Below are 19,640 nucleotides of genomic sequence, written 5' to 3'. Positions count from 1 at the left end.
CATGGACGATTTAATAGCTCATTACACTGATACTGATGAAGATCTGCGATTAATCAGGCAGAACATCGCCCGGATGGAATTCGACACCACCATCCATCTGATGGAAAAGTACATTCCACAGGGAACACAGATCACCGAGGTTGGTGCAGCAACGGGTAGTTTTGGCGAAGTCACCTACCAGCACTGGCTGGAGCATCACTTTTCCGTATGCAGGGAACCGTCTCTCCTGGGCTCCAGCAATCATGGACTTGTGATAGCAAAGAAGAATTGAATAATGGACAAATAGATCGAGGCTGCAGTCAGGGAGCTGGATGAAAAATACCAACCCCATACCATTATCGTTTACGGCTCCCGGGCCAGGAATGATGCAACGGCCACCAGCGATATTGATATTGCCTGTTTCTGTGATGAAACAGAGGTGGCAAAAGATGCCCGAGATTTTCAGGGTATTTTTTTGGATGCCTGGATTTATCAGACAGAAGACATGCAAGCCGACAGGGATGAGTTCCTGAAATTAGGCGATGGTTTCTGCGCTCTGGACACTCGTGAACTGGGTGGACGCTTTCTGAAACAGATTCGACAACGTATTCATGAAGGGCCGGAACCGATGAGCTGTGAGGACCAGCTACACACCGTAGAGTGGATCCGGAAAATGCTCAAACGTATCGAACAGGATGATCTGGAAGGTATGTACCGAAGAACCTGGCTGCAAACCGATCTGCTGGAGATTTACTTTCAACTCAGAAGGCTCTGGTATTTCGGCCCCAAGAAAAGTCTCAGCTGGTTAAGTGAGAATGACCGGACAGGCTTCAACCTTTTTAAGGACTGCTATCAACAGCCGACAAATCTGGCTGCCTTAACGGCTCTATCCGAGCATGTTACAGACAGCTATGAGCGAAGAAAAACACAGCAGGAGACCCCTGATAACCATGAAAATAAGAAAAGCACAACGCAGTGATGCTCAGAGAGCTTTTGAGCTTCGTACTCTGGCAATCCGTTCTGAATGCAAAGGCCATTACAGTGATGAAGCCCTGACTATGTGGACCGACGGTAAAGCCTCAGAACAATTTATGGATACCGTTGAGCAAAAGTTTCATGTTGTGATGTTGGAAGGGGAAGTGGCCGGTACGGGAATGATTAATACCGAGAACGGTATGGTTGATGCTATTTTTGTTGATACTCAGTTTATGGGGAAAGGCGTTGCCCGAAAGATGATGACTCATCTGGAGCAAATTGCGAGAGCAGCGGGACTCTCTCAAATGAAGCTGGACTCTACACTGAATGCAGCTGCATTTTACCGTCGCTGTGGCTTTGTGGGTGATAAAGTTTCGACTTATCACTCACCCAGAGGGCTCCAGCTGGACTGCATACCCATGGCCAAAAGTCTCTGAATTCAAAGCATTTAGGTGCCGATCAATGACCTTTTCCGTACGGACAGTCAATCTTAAGCAAGACATGAAGCTTTGTATGCAGTTTCGTAAAGATGCCTGGCAGGTCAGTCATGGTCATCTGGAAGGTTTCAGCGCCTCTGAAACCAGAGAATGGTTTCAGTTTCTGGCAGAAAAAGCGCCTGAAGGTTTTCTAATGGTGCTCTATCAAGGTGAGATTATCGGTCAACTGGAGTTTCGAAGTCGGCTTCAAGCCGACTCCGGAAAGATCGAAGGCTATATCAACCTGTTCTACCTGGTGCCACACTGGCGTGGCAAAGGCATGGGGCAAAAACTGCACGACTACACCCTCAGCCAGCTTGCAAACAATAGCTGCACACAGGCTTTTCTGCGATATATTCCAGGCAATCATCGAGCTGAAGCTTTCTACCTCAAGAACGGCTGGGCTAAAGAGGGAGAACCAACGGAACAGCGTGGGCAGCTAATGAAGAAAGATCTTGCTCCAAGTCGCTACTATAAATTACAGGCACTTTGAAAATACTGAATCTTAAAATAATAAATCTGATTCAAAAGCTGCTTGAGGATATGTTCTTTATCTTCTTCCGTTGCACCAGCAGGTTGCATGGCAAAATCTCCTTTCTGGGCATAGCAATCATTGTCTTCCCCTCCTGAGGGAAAGAAGAGTAAGAAGGTATTAAGACTAAGGTTATCCAACCTTTGGGGAACAACCGCTACATAGGGTTCATACCCTGACTGTATCAAATCTATCAATCGGCTCTGGTCATCATGGTGACAGTTGCCCTGCCTGGGTCTGGAATCCCACCATTCTTCGACCATTTCCCGACTTCTATCTCCTACCTTGAAGATCAGAATCCCGGAGTTCAGCATGATGAAGGGGTCACAATCCCCTGTTGCAATCAGCACGGTATCGAGATTGGAAAATGTCTGTATATATTTTTCAAAAATAGAGGTGGGGCCTTCAAAATCTCTAATGAAGAGGTCATCATCCAGCCAAATCAGCCAACTGCCATCCTGAAGCGTTCCCGAATTGAGCTCTTCTCTGATGACCAACACTTTTAGCCAATGTGGGCGCAACTCACCCAGCTCTTGCTCATAACCTTTTATAGGGAAATATCGATAAGCATAATTTCGAAAACAGGCATAGGCTTTATGATTTTGCTTAACTCCTTTGACAAAAGGCCTGCCGTTTCCTCCGGATATAATTTTTATAAAACCTTTATGGTCATCATAAAGGCCAGAGTAGAGCATGCCACGCTCTAGAGCAGCCGCTCCAGAGAGTGAGGTAAAAAATACACCAAAAATAAAAACCAGCAGGTAGTCAGGCAAGTGTTTAAACATACAAACTGAACACATTGTTATTTTGTTTCAAACGTCCCTGCCGTAAAGGCTGAATCCTTTCAGAGCAGCGACTTCAAACCGCCAGCGCCCTTAATGCAAAGAACTATTGTAGTACAGCGCTACCCATAACCAGAGATAGGATGGTTATCAGGCTAACGGTGGTTATCACGGTAGCGGAATTTTCATTCGGTGATTGAGCTGGCACTGAGGTTTGAGCTGGCACTGAGGTTTGAGCTGGCACCAAGGTTTTATATGGCACTAAGGTTTTATGAGACTGTAATACCGTCGTGGTTGACCCTATCGTAGTGTCAGGCAAGTCGGTGGTCAGGGGTTGCCCAACACAAGGCTCTATTCCTGTAAATGTTACAGAACCGGTAAAGTAGAACAGGTCTGAGCAAGGCGCTCCGTGAGAAGAACTATTCTCGGCAGAGGTCACTCTGAAATCGACACGACCAATATCTGAGTTATCAGAAGAAATGCTTTTTTGAACCAGAATTCGATGGCCGTTAATAGTATTATCGGACATTTTCACATCCATCCCGCCTCTAAAGACAATGCCATCGTTCAGATAATTCTCATCCTCTACATTGATCAGATTACCCTCTACTTCGTAATAAGGATGGTTTACACCGTCATCAGACTCTTCCGCTTCCAACAGAATGCCACTGCGAATACGGGCGTGCTGGATCTGATTATTCCGAACAACCGACGTAGAGTTGGCTCCCAGACGCAATTCTATAGCCGCTTCCATAGGGCAGGTAAACGTATTGTCACTGATATTAATCAGCCCCGGAATATTCCTGACATAGGGCATACTGAATAAGATGCCTTCCTGCGGAATCTCTCCCAAAGAGCCTTCCACATGGTTGCCTCTGAATTGTACATGGGGAGCAATGCCATTATCGCTGGTCTCACGTTCACAATAGCTGTACATCGCAGCCCGGGTATCCAGTTTGAATCGGTTACCTGAAATAATCAGATCGCCATCAAAACAGGCAGCAAAAATAATGGAATCAATGCTTTTATTGTTGTGGTCAATATCCGGATAAAAGGCCATATTCTGAATAATATTGGTCTGCTGATTGACAAACCCACTGCGGCTGCCCACTTCCAGCATATGTCCGCCCTTGAAACTGGCAGCCCCATCTATTATGGGTGAACTTCTTAATACCACCTCTTCAGTACCATTGCCGATACCCACTATTATTTGTCCCCGCTTCAACCCCATAATACCTGAGGTGCAGAAGCCCCCCGGATTGAGCAAGTCGAGACAAGGGTCAGGCGGCAGTGTGGGGTCAACAGGTATAACATTACTGGGCGCACAGCCAGAGCCATCGGTTGAGTTAGTCCCATTATCATCATTCAACACACCCTCTAGACATGGCGTCGCCTTTGGCGTAGTAGTAGCATTATTAGCTGTGCTGGCCGAAGCCGCGATGGAAGAGGAAGGTAAAATGGATGATGATGCAAAACTGCTCTCGCCATCGAAAAACAGAATCAGGGTATTTTCCGGCAAGCTATTAAACAGCTTGCTGATGTTCTCATGTGGCCAGTTTGGTACCAGTACAGCACAATGATTAATGAGATTATTCTGGCTGAGCTCGGTATAGGTCTGTCGCAGACGTTGGTCAGAAAATTGCGACAGCGAACTGCAATCAATCACCTGATTAAACTGACCGTATGACCAGGATATCGCAGAACAAGCCAACAATATAGTCGACAACGCTCTGGTTATAGCCTTCATAATAAAGCCTCTTTTTAGGCCGAGCTGACTCAATTAAACAGAAATAAATGCAGCCCAGATATTTATTCGTTTATGCCCCATCACTACTAAAGGACAAATAATAGCTCACATGCAGAAACTTGAAGTGGACACCCTGCGACTGGCAACCAGTTTTTTTAAAACAAACGACAGCAAGAATCTTTTTGAATCTTATACCGGGCGAATTGCAGAGTCCCAGTACCTGGCTCGGCTCCCTCATTCATCTGTAGCCGAAACCCTATTGAAGTTAAGTGAATGGTCTAACCCACAATCATGGGTGGAGCACAATCGGGTAATTTTGGTCATTGAAGACAAGAAAAATCGACAAGCCATCGGGCAGCTCACCTTGTTCAACAAGCCTCAACACCTTGAATTTCATTTTGGTATCAGCCATGACTATTCAGGTCAGGGCTATGTATCAGAGTTGTTAGCAGGTTTGGTCGAATCAGAGTTGGCAAACAACAACCGACTAATGACCTATTGTGACTGTAACCACAAAGCAGCCCAGAGAGTACTGGAAAAGGTTGGCTTTCAGTCAACAGGTCTACTGAAACGTCATTATCAAAACCCCAACAAGGGCAACCAATGGGTAGATTGCTTTAGCTATCAATGGAGAAAAGAAGAAAAATGATTGAGCTCAGGGAGTTTATTGAGTCAGATATCGAACCTCTCGTTCGCAATGCCAACAACAAAAATGTATCCCGCTATCTGGTAGAGTCCTTTCCATAGAAGCGGTATCAAAGAATGATTACAAGGGAAACGACGACGAATCAATGGACGACAACAATACTTCGCCTTTAACAATCGAAAAATGACCGGAGGTAACAAATGACTGTCTCTTCATGCTTACGGTACCGCCATTGATATTAATCCAATGCAAACCCCCTACGTCAGTTTTGATGAAAACACTCCCGGTATAGCTTCCTATAAACCCTCGAATGGAACTCAGGCTGGATACAAGGTTTCAAACAAACCTGCCCTTCTCAATGGCGTGAGAAGAAATACATGGATTATGTTGATTACCTGAAAGCCAAGCTTTCTTTTGCAGGGGGACAAACACTTTCAAGCTATTATCAAGCCTCCCCAAGTATGCTTAGTCAGCAAATAGATATGGGATTTGATGAAAAGTCGATCGGATGTCAATAACATAGCAGCATAAGACGAATTATTGATTTCACTGACTATTAATACCAATACTTAAGGCGCGTGCCACCCAACTGTTTGGCACAGTTGTGGAGGAAATACTGATGAAACTTGCCAACGAGGGGCACATATCGATTGTGCTAATCAGAACACTCTTCAATACCTCAAGAGTGCAAGAGAGGCAGAATGGCTGCCTCCTGCACTCTCAGCTCAACGCATCAAAAAGTCAGCCCTACCCAGAGCCAGAACTTGTTTGTGTCTACCTTACCGGAAGCTTTGTCGCCTGCAGAATAACGCGCATATTTAATACCTGCGTTATAGTGCTTGCCAAACTTTCTGCTATACAGCAAATCAATTTCTTTACCCAGATCTTTAATCGCCGGGGTATCTTCATCGGCCTTGAAATCGTGATAAACCGCTGACCACTGCCCAGCGAAAAGATCGCCTCCCAGTGAGCCATACAGATCTTTCAAGCCCTGTACCGGGGTGTCCAGAAACTGATCCGCCCAACCATTGAATTTATGCGCTGTTGCCAAAGGTGTTGAGAAACCATACTTACCGTCATCGGAACCCAGCACTTCATAACCCACCTTGACGGTAATGCCATAAATATCCACTCCACCTTCTGCAAAGTAGTAACTGGCATCGTACTTAGCTATGTCAGACTTATTCTTCTGACTGGCGTATTCTGCTGTGTATAGGAACTTAAGATCGCTGGCATCAGTTGATCCGGCAAAACGAATACCGTAAGTATCCAGGCTGTTGTTTGTATGGTTATCCATTTCCAGCAAATAGGCATAGCCCGTGAGCTTACCTACTGGTGTCAAATAAGATGCGTTGAACAGATGATCTTTGGAGTCCAGATCCTTGTCTTCAGCAAAAACACGGTTGCGCTTATTGATGAAGCCGTATTGTAATGACAGCCCTTTAACCGGCATGTAATCGACTGTAAAAGCATCGAACGTTTGTCGATCCTGACGCCATCCCACGTCGCCAATAAACCGTTGATTATCATAGTTGATCACTTGCCTGCCGAGCCTGGCTGTCACCTCCTCTTCCATTTTAAATTGAAGAAAAGCCTGGTCGAGCTCAGTGACTGCCGGATCAGGTATGATTGAATACTCGGTGCCATTCCCCACAGAATCGTTGTATTTATTAACACCGAACACTGACCTTACATCCTCAAACTCCAGCATTCCCGAAAAGCCAAAAAAGTCTCCTGTCTGATAACCCAGACGCGAGCGAAGTGTAAGGGCCTTGGCATCTTTCAGGTTATTGTCCTGATCTACCGTCTCATACCTCAGTCGAAAATCACCCGAGACCTCCCCTTCCTTGATAGCATCAATAAACTCATCTGCCTGAGTCATTATGGGTGAGACAGCGACCATCCCCGAAATAGCCGCAGACAATAATGTTACCTTTGTGTGCTTCAAAGTCGTCTGCTCCATTTAATAGTTGACCGATTAAAAAATAGACGACTCCAGACCAGACTCCAGCAGGTTAATGTAAGCAATTATTGAGTTATGCATCCGAGGAATGAATATGAAAGAAGGCTTTGCTTCGGTATTAACAGGTAGAAATGTATTTTGCAGGTCAAATACGGGTTCAGAAGTTCTTTAGAAAAAGGGAAGCCGAAACCTCCCTTTTTTACTATCAGAAACTTAATCCAACCCACAACCAGAGCTTATCAGTATCAACCTTACCCGCTGCCTTATCGCCTGCAGAGTAAGTCGCATATTTAACACCGGCGTTGTAGTGCTTACCAAACTTCTTGCTGTAGACCAGATCGACCTCTTTACCCAGATCATCAATAGCCGGGGTATCTTCATCAGCACTGAAATCGTGATAGGTCACCGACCACTTACCTCCAAAGAGCTTACCGCCTACTGAGGCATAAAGATCTTTAAGACCCTGAGCCGGCGTTCCCAGGAACTGATCGGTCCAACCATTGAACTTGTGTGCAGTGGCCAAAGGTGTTGAGAAGCCATACTGGCCATCATCGGAACCCAGCACTTCATAACCCACTTTGGCGGTAATGCCAGAGATCACAACGCCACCTTCTACAAAGTAGTAGTCGGCATCGTATTTATTTGAGCCTGCTTCATTCTTTTGTGTAGCGTACTCCCCGGTGTAGAGGAACTTCAGATCACTGGCTTCTGTCGAACCTGAGAGCCGCACTCCATAAGTGTCCAAACTGTTGTCGGTATCATTATCCAGCTCAAGCAAGTACGCATAACCGGTCAGCTTTCCTATCGGTGTCGCATAGGAAGCATTGAGTAGATGATCCTTGGATCTCAGATCTTTTTCTTCTGCAAAAATCCGATTGCGCTTGTTGATGTAAGCGTATTTCAGTGACAGTCCTTCAACAGGCAGATAATCGGCGGTAAGGGCGTTAAAGGTTTGTCGATCCTGTCGCCAGCCCACATGCCCCACAAACCGTTGATTATCATAAGCGATGACCTGTCTGCCGAGTTTTGCTGTCAGCCCTTCCATTTTATATTGAATAAAGGCCTGATCGATTTCTGTGACTTCCGGATCAGCAATGACCGAATAATCTGTGCCATTGCCCACGGTATCGTTGTAGTTATCAATACCGGCTATGGATCGGGAATCTTCAAACTCCAGCAGACCGGAAAAACCGTAGTAGTCCCCTGTCTTGTAGCCCAGTCGCGAACGCAGCATCAGAGCTTTTCCGTCTTTCAGATCATTGTCCTGATCAACGGATTCGTATCTCAGTCTGAAATCACCAAACGCTTCCCCTCCGGTAAGGGCTTCAATGAACTCATCGGCATGAACCTGTGTCGTTGAGACAGCGGCTGCCCCCGCAATTGCCGCTGCCAGTACTGTTACCTTTGTGTGTTTCAAAGACTTCAACTCCGTTTTTATTCTTGCTGATTTAGCTGCGTTTTATCCCCCCAGACACTACGCAGCCTGAACGCTTTCCTTACTGCTGGAAGATTCTTTCTTGGTTTTATGTTTACTGATGCTTTCTACCTTGCGCTGTTTCTCGTAGAGGAACTTCAATACTTCTGAACGCAGGTGGGTGTACTCTGGATCTTCTGCCAGAGCCAGCCGATCTCTGGGACGCTCAAGGTTGATATCCAGAATTTCACCAATTGTGGCTTCCGGGCCATTGGTCATCATGACGATGCGATCTGACAGCAACACCGCTTCATCTACATCATGGGTAATCATAATGACGGTGTTGTTCAGTTCCTGCTGGATCTCCATCAAAGAGTCCTGCATATGAGCCCGGGTCAGGGCATCCAATGCGCCAAAAGGTTCATCCATCAACAGGATTTCCGGTTGCATGGAGAGCGCTCTGGCAATCCCTACACGCTGCTTCATTCCCCCCGAGATCTCATCAGGGCGTTTGTGCATGGCGTGCTCCATGTGCACCAGCTCAAGGTTATGCTCTATCCACTCTTTGGTTTCAGACTTGCTTTTTGAGCGTCCAAATACTTGTTTTACCGCCAGCTCAACGTTTTGATAAGACGTCAGCCAGGGCAGTAGAGAATGGTTCTGGAACACCACCGCTCTTTCTGGTCCGGGTTCACTCACTTCCTTACCATTGAGAACCACACCTCCGGTAGTGGCCTGATACAGCCCGGCAACAATGTTCAGCACTGTTGATTTACCGCAACCTGAGTGGCCAATCAGCGAAACAAATTCACCTTTGCTGATTTTCAGATCCACCCCTTTCAGCGCCGTGAAAGGCCCTTTCGGGGTTTCAAACACCATATCGATGTGGCTGATGTCTAATATTGTGCTCATGTCGTTCACCTCCGTGTTGAATTAACTGGCTGTGCCGGCTTTGTCCCATGAGACAAAGCGTTGCAACTGAAGCATGGTTCGATCCAGCAAATAACCGATAAACCCGATAACAATAATGGCGACCATAATCCGGGCCAGAGAGTTGGAGCTGCCATTCTGGAACTCATCCCAGACGAACTTTCCAAGGCCGGGGTTCTGGGCCAGCATTTCTGCAGCAATGAGAACCATCCAGGCGACACCTAAGGACAACCTCATACCCGTAAAAATCATCGGTATGGAAGCGGGCAATACTATTTTCTGCACATGCTTCAGAGCGGGCAGTCTCAGCACACGACTGACATTCACCAGATCTTTCTCAATAGAAGCAACGCCCACTGAAGTGTTGATTACCATGGGCCACAGACAGCAGAGCGTGACGGTAATCATGGAATTTAAAAAGGACTTGGCTACCAGAGGATCAGGGCTGGCATAAACAGCACTGACAACCATAGTCACCAAAGGTAACCAAGCCAGGGGAGAAACCGGTTTAAAAATCTGAATGACAGGATTTACTGCGGCATTCAGGGTTTTATTGAGTCCTATGGCGATCCCCAGGGGTATGGCGATAACCGCCGCCAGGACAAATCCACTCAGCACCGTGATTAGGCTGGTGAAGATCTGGTCCAGAAACGTTTCCTTACCGGTGTAGGCGCGGATTTTGGGTACATAATCCGGGTCCTTGGCCAGTCTGGCTTCATTACGCTTCTGTTGTCGTTCGTAGAAGGCCTGCTCTTTTACTCGTTCGGCGCTGTGTTCTTCATAGAGCGACCCCATTTGCTCCCAGACGGCTGATGGTCCGGGAAATTTACCCAGTGAAGTATCTATTTTGCTGGCGGCTCCTGACCAGAGCATCAGAAAGACCAGGATGCCTACAAAAGGAATCAACAGGGTTTTAAAAGTGGTTGTTAATAATGTTTTAAGACTTTCAGAAATAATTGGCTTATTAATATTGTTATTGGCCAACGCAGTTTCAGTTGTCATGTTTGTTCTCTCCCCCAAACAGATCTGAGTATTGAATGGATCACCTGGATGATCCATTCACGACAAAATCAAATCTTGTCGCCCTGCTTCAGACCGATACTGAACTTGTTGATGTATTCATTTGGTTTTTTGCCGTTGTAGACGATGCCGTCAATAAAGTGAGTCTGCGGGCTTCTATATCCGTCTTCCTGAGCAAAGTCTGGAAAATCACTGACTTTTGCCAGCTTGTCTTTAATCAAGGATTTGGCCGCTGTTTCATAGATGTCCGGACGATAAACTTTCTTCGCAATGTCCACGTACCAGGCATCCGGTTTATCTTCAGAGATCTGTCCCCAACGACGCATCTGCGTCAAATACCAGATGGCATCAGAGTAATAGGGGTAAGTTGCGTTGTAGCGGAAGAAGACATTGAAATCAGGTACTTCACGCTTGTCGCCTTTCTCGTACTCGAATGTGCCGGTCATGCTATTGGCAATCACTTCGTAGTCAGCGCCTACATAGTTCGACTGGGAAAGAATTTTCACAGCTTCAGGACGGTTGGCGTTGTTGTTTTCGTCCAGCCATTTTGCAGCACGGATCAGCGCACGGGTCAGACGAACCGTGGTATTGGGGTATTTCTCAGCAAAGGTTTTGGTAATACCGAATACTTTCTCCGGGTTGTCTTTCCAGATTTCGTAATCAGTCACTACCGGAACACCAATGTTTTTGAAAACAGCCTGCTGATTCCAGGGCTCACCCACGCAATAGCCATAGATAGTGCCTGCTTCCATTGTGGCTGGCATCTGTGGTGGCGGTGTTACGGAAAGCAGTGCATCAGCATCAATCTGACCTGAAGTATCGCCTTTATGAGGTGCATAGTAACCAGGGTGAATACCACCCGCAGCGAGCCAGTATCTTAATTCATAGTTATGGGTAGAAACCGGGAAGACCATGCCCATTTTGAAGGGCTTGCCATCCTCTTTGTACTTTTCCACTACAGGCTTCAGAGCATCGGCTTTAATGGGGTGTTGTGGCTTGCCATCTGCCCGCTTGGGAATATTCGGCTTCATCTGTTTCCAAATTTCGTTGGAAACAGTAATACCATTACCGTTTAAGTCCATGGAAAACGGAGTGATTATTTCCGCTTTGGTGCCATAGCCCATGGTGGCTGCAATAGGCTGACCTGCCAACATGTGCGCGCCATCGAGCCGTCCATCGATCACACCATCCAGCAATACTTTCCAGTTTGCCTGAGCTTCTATCGTGACGTAGAGACCTTCATCTTCGAAGTAGCCTTTTTCGTACGCGATGGCTATGGGAGCCATGTCCGTCAGTTTGATGAAACCAAACTTCAGCTCTTCTTTTTCCGGATAACCCAGCTCAGCCTGTGCCTGCATCGATGCAAAACCACTGACGCTAATCAGGGCGCTCATTGCAACCGACTTTAAGGGTTTAAACCACTTCATTCACCACTCCCAATCTATCCATTTCTGTTGCTCTCTTTTCTTGAGGGGAAGAGCTCGCAACAGCCAGTCTTTCCATGAACAAAAAAAACGCCCACCGCTGCCTGGAATTACTTCCCGAAAGCGATGAGCGTCTTTGCTCGTCTTCACAGCGCCTTTGCTGTGAATGTCTATTCCTGCCGCCCTTGGCAGGAATAGTTTTAATGTTGTAACTCTGTCTCGATATATCTAAAGCATTCTGCGTGCCAACTATTTCCTATATCTAACTATGCTTATTTTGTGAATTTTCTCTCATTTTATTTCAGTTTGGTGCACCGCACTGAAAACATGCACCAACAGCGATCATTCTTCCGGTCATGACGCTTTTTCTTCCAGCATGTTGAAAACATCAATCACATTCCTGGCCACAGCCGCCAGAGTTTCACCTTTATCCATCGCCATCTTTCTCAGCTTTTTATAAGCCTGATCTTCACTAATACCCTGCCTGGACATCAATAAGCCCTTGGCCTTGTCCAGTAGCTTTCGATCTTCCAGGCGATTGCGGGTCTGCTCAAGCTCATCTCTCAATGACTGGTATTCCTGAAAACGTGCCACGGCTATATCTATGATGGTTTTGAGTCGCTGGGGTTGGAGGTCAGCCACAATATAAGCATTAACACCCGATCTTATGGCCTGCTGGACAATGTTGTCGGTCGTTTGTTCTACAAACATAACAACAGGGAGCGGAGCACTCTTGCTGATCAATGAAAGCTTTTCCAGAAGTGAGGGGGCTGGTTTATCCAAACCAATCACGAGGATATCGGGTGATAGACTGGTCACAACGGTTACCAGATCTTCAGCCAGCTCTTGTCGATCCATCACTTCATAACCAAACTCATTCAGTGCCCGGTTCAATACTGACATACGAGATGAACGGGTTCCTATCAACAACACTGAATTCATAACCTGAGCCACTCTCTTCCCTTTTCTGAAAACTATTCACAGGCTGTTTTTAAGCAAAGCCTGTACCAGAGCATTAAGAAAGAAGCAGCAGCGCTAGAATAAATACTTATCCACACCCATTTACTTTTCGATAACCGAAACTAGACGACATCCTTAAAACACTCACAAAAAGAACTGATCACTTTTTAACCAGTTCATAAAAAACCCCCATTTAATGGGGGTTTGAGATGTATCCAAAAAGAAGTCACAAGGTTATCCACAGTTATTGTGGATAATGAAATAAAGTTGTCATCATCGTGCTGAAATCACGTGGTATTCTAGTAATCCACGATGCTGCATCCAGCGGATAAACCAAACCAGCAACCTTAACCGAATCCAGACTTTAGATCGGGTAACAGGCGACAGTTGACGGTAGTGCTGAGAGAACCAGAAACAGAAGCCGGAGAGGACATCCTGACTGATATCCACAAACTCTACGTTCTCATAGCCTGCTTCTTTCAGAGTCGATTCATATTTTTGGTGAACCATTAAACCTTTCACAGAAATACCACAAGAGCGTGCCAGCAGGTTCACCATCCTTTGTTCCATACGATCTTTGTAGGGACGGCTAAGAACCATGTCGGTCAAGGTAAGACATCCACCTGTCTTTATTACTTTTCTGGCGTTCTGAAAGAACTGAGGTTTGTTTTCAAAGTGGTAGGCACAGTCGAGAGCCAACAGTTTGTCAAAAGAGTCTGCATCGAACTTAGCCAGTTCCAGTTCGTTGCCTCTTTCCAGTTTCAACTGATCATAGTGATCGCACTGATCCTGTGCACCTGCCAGTAGCTGCTCAGTTTCTGCCAGTGCGGTCAATGACTCGACCTGATAGTAATCCAGCCAAACCAGAAGCTGGTCATAACTGGAGAACCCAACATCCAGAACCTTATCCTGATTGGAGAGACAGGCTTTGTCTGCAAGAAGCCCCGCCAGTTCTGAGCAAGCCTGACCATAGTCGGAGGTATCACGCCAATAACCAATAAGTCTCCAGCCGGAAGATGTTGAAACCCCACTGTTCAGGAGCCATTGATCAGCCAGCATACCCCGCTCTCTTTTGGAAGAAGGCCACCAGATACTGATGATTAAACTGATCAGTTGGGATAACAAACCCGACATCACCAGCCAGGTGAGCAGGACGCCTGAAAGAAATGCGAAAATGGTCATAGATAAAAAATTATTATTTCCCTTGGATAAGTCTGTATACCCATTGGATTTCAAGATGCTACCAGGCGTCAAGTGAGCGAAGCCCCGTGAGCCTACGAGTAGTAGGTGACCGGGGTGAGTGAACGCTGACAACAACGTAGAATCCTGAAAGACGATGGGGATATGCACTTGTCATTGCAATAACTCTGTAACAGCCACTTGATAATAGAGAGGTCCATCTTCTATTACCAGAGGCCAACTTCGATGTTTTTGATTTGAAAGTTCTTAACTCACCTGTTTCGGAAAATATTGAACTTCTCGCCAGTCATAGCGGCTTTATAGGTTTTCCGTATCAAACCAGCTCTTCATCATTTTCATCTTTAATCGTAGCTTTAACCGCAAAAGCCAGTATTGAGGACAGCGCCAGAACAAGGCCTGTGGGCCAGGCTATATCAGGCGAAAGCGCAAAGCCTTCCGGTGCCATCATAATATACGTGGAGCACACGCCCGTCATAAAACCTGCAGGAATCAGGACTATCCAGAAGTTACGCATTTGGCTCGCCATATAAACGGCAGCTGTCCAAAGCACAATGGTGGCCAGAGCCTGATTTGAGAATGCAAAATAGCGCCAGATGATTGAGAAGTCGACCAGCGTTAACAGGTAACCTGCAAGAAAGACCGGAACCGCCAGCATCAATCTGCGCACCATACTGGTCTGCTTGATTCCGAACATATCGGCAAAAATAAGACGCAGACTTCTGAACGCAGTATCCCCTGAAGTAATGGGACAAGCGATGACACCAAGGATGGCTAACATCCCCCCCAGTGACCCCATCAAACCAATGGCGATTTCATTCACCACCAGCGACGGTCCGCCCTGACCAAGCACGTCAGACAGTCCTTCTATCCCATTGGGGAAAAATGCCATGGCCGCAGCGGCCCAGATCAGAGTCACCACACCTTCGGCTACCATAGCGCCATAAAATACTCGACGCCCATAAACTTCATTGGGAATACAGCGAGCCATCAACGGTGACTGAGTGGCATGAAAGCCACTGATGGCTCCACAGGCAATCGTAATACAAAGCATTGGCCACACAGCCAGACCATCAGGATGCTCAGAGGGCGTTCCGATTTCAGGAACAGGAAGCCCTTTGAATATCAGCATGCCACCAATACCCAATGCCATGAACAACAGAGCAACGGCAAAAAGAGGGTATATACGGGCAATCACTTTATCGATAGGCAGAATGGTGGCCAGAAAATAGTAGGCAAGAATGATCATTAACCAGAATGTCTTGTCAGCAAACACACCGGTAAAACCAAGATTGCTGAGCAACGAGGCAGGCCCAACCATAAAGACAGTGCCCACCAGCAATAACAAAACAATCGACAACAGTCGCATAAACTGGCAAACACGGGGCCCCAGGTAAAAACCCACAATTTCAGGAATACTCTGCCCCTGATGTCTCACTGACATCATCCCGGAAAAATAATCGTGCACAGAGCCCGCGAAGATACAGCCAAAAACAATCCAGACAAAGGCCACCGGCCCATAAAGCGCGCCAAGAATTGCGCCAAAGATAGGTCCGAGACCGGCGATATTCAGAAACTGGATGAGGAAAATCTTGTACCAGGGCAGGACAACATAATCGACACCATCGGCTCTTTCTATCGCAGGCGTTGGCCTTTGGGTATCGATACCAAAACAGCGCTCAACAAATTGGCTGTAAAGGAAGTAACCTGCAATCAGTGCGACCAGCGCCAGTATAAAACTGTTCATAATCCATATCTCCATCGATACAATGCTGAAGACACGGATACGCTCATACCGGCCCTTCTATGGTAAATCCAATTTCTTTTTTATGATTTTGAGCAGTTATTCAACTTTCAAGCTAGAAATCATAGTCATTCCCGGCCCACCGTTTATACGATTTAATTATGTAAATCGCTATTTAACTAGCATCCTAGGAGGCTGACCGAGAATAGCGTCCGAGCATAAAATTCAGTAGAACGAGTCAGCTTTTTCACTGAATTTGTGCGAATAGTTGACCTATTTAAGCAAATTCAGTGGAAAAGATGGCCGTTCTTTCTGGATTTTAGGCCGGGCTGTCTATTCTCGGTCAGCCTCCTAAAAGGCTGACCGAGAATGAGTAGACTTGGTTATTTCACCCAGTCGCAGTCAGGATGAGGCTTATCAACACCTGAGCAATGGATATGACCACTTCGAAGGACATTTAGTTCCTTATGACCTGGCATCAGCTTACAACCCAGGTTTAATTTAACGCCTTCACTGATAGACAGCGCTTTGCTGGTGCCTATGACCAGGCTTTCATCTTCATTTCCCCCACAAATGCTGGGATTATCCTTGGTATAGACATGCAGCACACAACCAATCGAACCTGATTCCACCAAAACTCTGTGACAACTGTTTTCAGAACCACCAATATAAATAGGGTTTTCTACCTTACGGAGGCTGACGGTATACGTTCTATCCAGAAATGTAATGGGACCGGTATAAACATCGGAATGACTACCCAATGCCAGCTCCCCCTTCAAAGACAGTTCCTCACTCGTGCTGTTAAGTGACAGACTGCCATCCTGATTTTTCTCTACTTCAACGATATAAACGTAGCTATTGTGGGTTTCTTCAGGAAAACCTAATACATACAGATCATCACCAATGGGCAAGGCATATACATCAGCCCCACTCTCGTCGTGGAAATACCAGGCATCGGACATATCACTTAACAGTTCAGGGTCAACCTTCTTCCAGCTTTTCAGTATGACTTCGGACGCTTCCTTACAGCTTGAGATATCAATAAAACAAGTTTTTATGCCGCCTCTAAGACTCATTAACTGAGACATATTGAATTCTGCTGCATCCTTTGCTTCACGCAGTTTCGCTGAAACAGTACTCACCAGAAGTTTTTCATAAGGTGCGTTAAGTGTACGACTCGCTCTGTGTAATACGTTTCGGGTTTCTTTATAGCGCTTTTCCAGCTCGACCCTGGCATTCTGCACATCTTCAGTGACCAGACTCGGCCCCACTTTCAGACCAACATCGTTGTAAGAACGGTAACTGTACTGCACAGGGTTACTGCCGTTCGCTTCTGCTTCTGTGATCTGGGTAGAAAAGTCATTAGCAGCATATTCCAGAATCTGTCCCACCAGTTCTTTACACTTATCCAGATCTTTCAGCTGACAGGAAGTGACAAAATATTTTTCATCCTTATCTTTGCCTATGAACAACTTTGCCAGCGACTGAGGTGTCCCTCCCAATTGCATGGCCATAATTTCGACATGTCCGTGCACACGGGTTCTCTCATGAGCGACTTTCAATGAGTCCATCAGATTACCGATAGCTGTAAATTTTGCAGAAGACTCTTCTTCAAAATTGTGCTTTTGATATTCACTGTCGAACTTGACCCGGAAAGACACCAGCAATCTCCCTCCGGTATTGGCTGACTCTACAAACTGGTCACCACAGGCGGCACGAAACTGCTCCGGCCCTTTTGCGTAGGCAGACTGCCCTAATTCGTTCAGAGCATCTTCAGCCACTCCGGTAGTGCTCATGCTGCTGGCACCTGATACCACTGACTCAACAAAGGTATAGGTTTCTACCCTCTTGTCTTCTTCAGTTTCCAGTGCATATTTCACCTTGGCACTGCCCGTGAAAATGTCGTAACTGGCTGAACCATCCAGATTGACGCCTAAATTTAACTGAACATCACTGGATGAAACCTGCCTGCCAAATTGGACAGTTCCTACATCACTGCCAATATGGCTGATCGTACCGGCTTTCAAACAGCTGACTCCCAGCACTCGACCCTCATCTGAGGAATAGCCCATGCCAAGATCCAGCTGGCTTGACTCCGAATCATCAGCAATAAGCGATGACGGCAGGAAAATAAGTACAAAGAAAACAGCACGAGTCAGATCTCTCATGGGGGTCTCCATGAACTGAAAAAAGCTTGTGGGGAAGAGGGATCACATTTATCTGTGAAGGCGTGCTAAGAGATGATAGTTAAAAGCTTGTGGGCTCGCCAAAGAAAAGAACAAACGTGAGTTTTCAGTCACATATCCCTCTGGATATATGACTGAAATAATCTATCTGATCAGGCAGCCACTGCTGTGCTGACAGAAAGACGACGAGCGCGAACAATAAAGAGAGCAAAACTTAAGAGTGCCACAACGATACCTGCCGGGTACGCCACAGCGGTTGACAGCCCCAGACCTTCGGGAGCCATGACAATGTACGTTGCACACACGGCTGTCATGAATACCCCTGGTACTGTGGTCATCCAGTGCCATTTGCCATTCTGTACCAGATACATGGAAGCTGCCCAAAGAACAATGGTAGCCAATAGCTGGTTAGAAAAAGCGAAGTAGCGCCAGATGATATTGAAATCAACAAAGGTCAGAGCAAAACCAATAGCAAATACCGGAATAGCCAGAATAAGACGACTACGTGTAGATGTTTGCTCCAGACCAAGAGCATCAGCGATGATTAATCTGACACTACGAAAGGCCGTATCGCCAGAAGTAATAGGGCAGGCAATAACACCCAATATGGCCAACAATCCGCCAAAGGTTCCCATCAGACCTACAGAAATTTCCTTAACGACCAGACCCGCGCCTCCCTGGGCCAGAACGTCATTCAGTCCCTCAATACCATTAGGGAAGAACGCCATGGCTGCTGCAGCCCAGATCAGGGCAACCACACCTTCAGCAATCATTGCCCCATAAAAGACACGTCGGCCATACGTTTCAGTAGGCAGACAACGAGCCATCATGGGTGACTGGGTTGCGTGGAATCCACTGATTGCACCACAAGCGATGGTTACAAACAGCATGGGCCACATTGGCAAACCTGCTGGATGAGAGGTTTCAGTTCCGATTTCAGGAATGGGTATACCATTTACAATCAGCATACCACCTACACCCACCGCCATAATCAAAAGGGTGGCGCCGAAGAGCGGATAAACTTTTGAGATGAGTTTATCCACCGGCAGGATGGTCGCGATAAAGTAATAAGCCAGAATAACCGCCAGCCAGAAGCCACTTTTCGCCAGTAAACCTTCGCCACCAAGATTCGCCAGAAGACCGGCAGGTCCCATCATGAAGACTACGCCGACCAGCACCAGAAGGATGACAGAAAAGCCTCGCATGAACTTGCGAAAGCCTTCCCCCAGATAGATACCCACAATTTCAGGAATGGACTGACCACCATGGCGAATGGAAAGCATACCGGACAGGTAATCGTGAACACCACCGGCAAAGATGCAACCAAAAACAATCCACAGAAAGGCAGAAGGACCATAAAGAGCGCCCATAATCGCACCAAAAATGGGGCCCAGGCCGGCAATATTCAGAAACTGAATCAGGAAGATTTTGTACCATGGTAACGGTACAAAATCGACGCCGTCAGTTTTGGTCAAAGCGGGCGTCTTGCGATCAGGCTCAACACCAAAAAGACGGTCAACCACCCGCCCATAAATAAAATATCCGGCCACCAGAGCCAGAAGTGCTGTGATAAAGCTGGTCATCCCCATACCCTCAGTCTCTTTTGTCAGCTTTGGGATAAGCAGGAAGAGACCTAAATGTTCATAAATTGTTCAGAGTCCGGGC

At 46.6% G+C, this 19,640-nt stretch carries 19 protein-coding genes; 7 read left to right on the top strand and 12 right to left on the bottom strand.

Annotated features, from left to right (window positions below; translation table 11 throughout):
* The first annotated feature begins 1 nt into the window (after position 1).
* The 4 genes from GZ78_RS30040 (at position 2) to GZ78_RS18175 (ending at position 1,923) form a co-directional block, all read left to right on the top strand.
* Complete coding sequence (locus GZ78_RS30040) at positions 2–271, top strand: hypothetical protein (RefSeq protein ID WP_034839161.1); 270 nt, start codon at positions 2–4, stop codon at positions 269–271.
* A 15-nt stretch (positions 272–286) separates the two neighbouring features.
* On the top strand, positions 287–958 hold the full coding sequence (locus GZ78_RS18185; protein WP_201772762.1) for a nucleotidyltransferase family protein: 672 nt from the start codon (positions 287–289) through the stop codon (positions 956–958).
* Positions 930–1,391, top strand: a complete 462-nt coding sequence (locus GZ78_RS18180; RefSeq protein ID WP_034839159.1) for a GNAT family N-acetyltransferase — start codon at positions 930–932, stop codon at positions 1,389–1,391. The genes GZ78_RS18185 and GZ78_RS18180 overlap by 29 nt, the downstream gene beginning before the upstream one ends.
* 76 nt (positions 1,392–1,467) lie before the next feature.
* Complete coding sequence (locus GZ78_RS18175) at positions 1,468–1,923, top strand: GNAT family N-acetyltransferase (protein ID WP_161787420.1); 456 nt, start codon at positions 1,468–1,470, stop codon at positions 1,921–1,923.
* Here the strand turns inward: GZ78_RS18175 and GZ78_RS18170 are convergent.
* Positions 1,902–2,747, bottom strand: coding sequence for a hypothetical protein (locus GZ78_RS18170; RefSeq protein ID WP_034839156.1), 846 nt, complete (start codon positions 2,745–2,747; stop codon positions 1,902–1,904). The two genes, GZ78_RS18175 and GZ78_RS18170, sit on opposite strands and share 22 nt — an antisense overlap.
* Before the next feature lie 103 nt (positions 2,748–2,850).
* Positions 2,851–4,491: a hypothetical protein gene (locus tag GZ78_RS18165; RefSeq protein WP_034839154.1), complete on the bottom strand. Its 1,641-nt coding sequence runs from the start codon at positions 4,489–4,491 to the stop codon at positions 2,851–2,853.
* Positions 4,492–4,600: 109 nt separating this feature from the next.
* Between GZ78_RS18165 and GZ78_RS18160 the strand changes: the two genes are divergently transcribed.
* The 3 genes from GZ78_RS18160 (at position 4,601) to GZ78_RS29865 (ending at position 5,655) form a co-directional block, all read left to right on the top strand.
* Positions 4,601–5,140, top strand: a complete 540-nt coding sequence (locus GZ78_RS18160) for a GNAT family N-acetyltransferase (protein ID WP_034839151.1) — start codon at positions 4,601–4,603, stop codon at positions 5,138–5,140.
* Between the two features lie 201 nt (positions 5,141–5,341).
* Complete coding sequence (locus GZ78_RS31030; protein WP_081869924.1) at positions 5,342–5,536, top strand: M15 family metallopeptidase; 195 nt, start codon at positions 5,342–5,344, stop codon at positions 5,534–5,536.
* Positions 5,515–5,655, top strand: coding sequence for a hypothetical protein (locus GZ78_RS29865; protein WP_169741424.1), 141 nt, complete (start codon positions 5,515–5,517; stop codon positions 5,653–5,655). Before GZ78_RS31030 ends, GZ78_RS29865 begins: the two co-directional genes overlap by 22 nt.
* A 215-nt stretch (positions 5,656–5,870) precedes the next feature.
* On the opposite strand, the gene GZ78_RS18155 is transcribed toward GZ78_RS29865, so the two are convergent.
* The 10 genes from GZ78_RS18155 to GZ78_RS18110 all read right to left on the bottom strand — a co-directional run bounded on the left by GZ78_RS18155 (position 5,871) and on the right by GZ78_RS18110 (position 19,558).
* Positions 5,871–7,085: an alginate export family protein gene (locus tag GZ78_RS18155; RefSeq protein WP_201772753.1), complete on the bottom strand. Its 1,215-nt coding sequence runs from the start codon at positions 7,083–7,085 to the stop codon at positions 5,871–5,873.
* 220 nt (positions 7,086–7,305) lie between these two features.
* The gene (locus GZ78_RS18150; RefSeq protein ID WP_201772752.1) at positions 7,306–8,517 is read right to left on the bottom strand and encodes an alginate export family protein; all 1,212 of its coding nucleotides are present in this window, start codon (positions 8,515–8,517) and stop codon (positions 7,306–7,308) included.
* A 57-nt stretch (positions 8,518–8,574) separates the two neighbouring features.
* Positions 8,575–9,426 (bottom strand): ABC transporter ATP-binding protein, encoded by an 852-nt coding sequence (locus GZ78_RS18145; RefSeq protein WP_034839143.1) that lies wholly within the window; start codon positions 9,424–9,426, stop codon positions 8,575–8,577.
* A 21-nt stretch (positions 9,427–9,447) separates the two neighbouring features.
* Positions 9,448–10,446: an ABC transporter permease gene (locus GZ78_RS18140; RefSeq protein WP_034839609.1), complete on the bottom strand. Its 999-nt coding sequence runs from the start codon at positions 10,444–10,446 to the stop codon at positions 9,448–9,450.
* 68 nt (positions 10,447–10,514) lie between these two features.
* Positions 10,515–11,858, bottom strand: coding sequence for a CmpA/NrtA family ABC transporter substrate-binding protein (locus tag GZ78_RS18135; protein ID WP_407919812.1), 1,344 nt, complete (start codon positions 11,856–11,858; stop codon positions 10,515–10,517).
* Between the two features lie 384 nt (positions 11,859–12,242).
* Complete coding sequence (locus GZ78_RS18130; RefSeq protein ID WP_051786320.1) at positions 12,243–12,842, bottom strand: ANTAR domain-containing response regulator; 600 nt, start codon at positions 12,840–12,842, stop codon at positions 12,243–12,245.
* A gap of 279 nt (positions 12,843–13,121) precedes the next feature.
* The gene (locus GZ78_RS18125; protein WP_034839138.1) at positions 13,122–14,030 is read right to left on the bottom strand and encodes a class I SAM-dependent methyltransferase; all 909 of its coding nucleotides are present in this window, start codon (positions 14,028–14,030) and stop codon (positions 13,122–13,124) included.
* Positions 14,031–14,361: 331 nt separating this feature from the next.
* The gene (locus GZ78_RS18120) at positions 14,362–15,792 is read right to left on the bottom strand and encodes a carbon starvation CstA family protein (protein ID WP_034839604.1); all 1,431 of its coding nucleotides are present in this window, start codon (positions 15,790–15,792) and stop codon (positions 14,362–14,364) included.
* A gap of 380 nt (positions 15,793–16,172) precedes the next feature.
* Entirely contained in the window at positions 16,173–17,957 is a 1,785-nt protein-coding gene (locus tag GZ78_RS18115) for a hypothetical protein (RefSeq protein WP_152558813.1), read from the bottom strand.
* 170 nt (positions 17,958–18,127) lie between these two features.
* Positions 18,128–19,558, bottom strand: a complete 1,431-nt coding sequence (locus tag GZ78_RS18110) for a carbon starvation CstA family protein (protein WP_034839602.1) — start codon at positions 19,556–19,558, stop codon at positions 18,128–18,130.
* Positions 19,559–19,640: the final 82 nt, after the last annotated feature.

Source organism: Endozoicomonas numazuensis (assembly GCF_000722635.1).
Classification (GTDB): Bacteria; Pseudomonadota; Gammaproteobacteria; order Pseudomonadales; family Endozoicomonadaceae; genus Endozoicomonas_A; species Endozoicomonas_A numazuensis.
The sequence above is the reverse complement of the archived record's forward strand: the minus strand, read 5'-3'. Positions and strand labels throughout refer to the sequence as shown.

What these genes read in the sequence shown, in the direction of transcription:
- GZ78_RS18180 (WP_034839159.1), top strand. Translation starts at nt 930, where the DNA reads ATGAAAATAAGAAAAGCACAACGCAGTGATGCTCAGAGAGCTTTTGAG.
- GZ78_RS18160 (WP_034839151.1), top strand. Translation starts at nt 4,601, where the DNA reads ATGCAGAAACTTGAAGTGGACACCCTGCGACTGGCAACCAGTTTTTTT.
- GZ78_RS18175 (WP_161787420.1), top strand. Translation starts at nt 1,468, where the DNA reads ATGCAGTTTCGTAAAGATGCCTGGCAGGTCAGTCATGGTCATCTGGAA.
- GZ78_RS18135 (WP_407919812.1), bottom strand. Translation starts at nt 11,858, where the DNA reads ATGAGCGCCCTGATTAGCGTCAGTGGTTTTGCATCGATGCAGGCACAG.
- GZ78_RS18140 (WP_034839609.1), bottom strand. Translation starts at nt 10,446, where the DNA reads ATGACAACTGAAACTGCGTTGGCCAATAACAATATTAATAAGCCAATT.
- GZ78_RS30040 (WP_034839161.1), top strand. Translation starts at nt 2, where the DNA reads ATGGACGATTTAATAGCTCATTACACTGATACTGATGAAGATCTGCGA.
- GZ78_RS18145 (WP_034839143.1), bottom strand. Translation starts at nt 9,426, where the DNA reads ATGAGCACAATATTAGACATCAGCCACATCGATATGGTGTTTGAAACC.
- GZ78_RS29865 (WP_169741424.1), top strand. Translation starts at nt 5,515, where the DNA reads ATGGATTATGTTGATTACCTGAAAGCCAAGCTTTCTTTTGCAGGGGGA.
- GZ78_RS18110 (WP_034839602.1), bottom strand. Translation starts at nt 19,558, where the DNA reads ATGACCAGCTTTATCACAGCACTTCTGGCTCTGGTGGCCGGATATTTT.
- GZ78_RS18170 (WP_034839156.1), bottom strand. Translation starts at nt 2,747, where the DNA reads ATGTTTAAACACTTGCCTGACTACCTGCTGGTTTTTATTTTTGGTGTA.
- GZ78_RS18115 (WP_152558813.1), bottom strand. Translation starts at nt 17,957, where the DNA reads ATGAGAGATCTGACTCGTGCTGTTTTCTTTGTACTTATTTTCCTGCCG.
- GZ78_RS18165 (WP_034839154.1), bottom strand. Translation starts at nt 4,491, where the DNA reads ATGAAGGCTATAACCAGAGCGTTGTCGACTATATTGTTGGCTTGTTCT.
- GZ78_RS18120 (WP_034839604.1), bottom strand. Translation starts at nt 15,792, where the DNA reads ATGAACAGTTTTATACTGGCGCTGGTCGCACTGATTGCAGGTTACTTC.
- GZ78_RS18125 (WP_034839138.1), bottom strand. Translation starts at nt 14,030, where the DNA reads ATGACCATTTTCGCATTTCTTTCAGGCGTCCTGCTCACCTGGCTGGTG.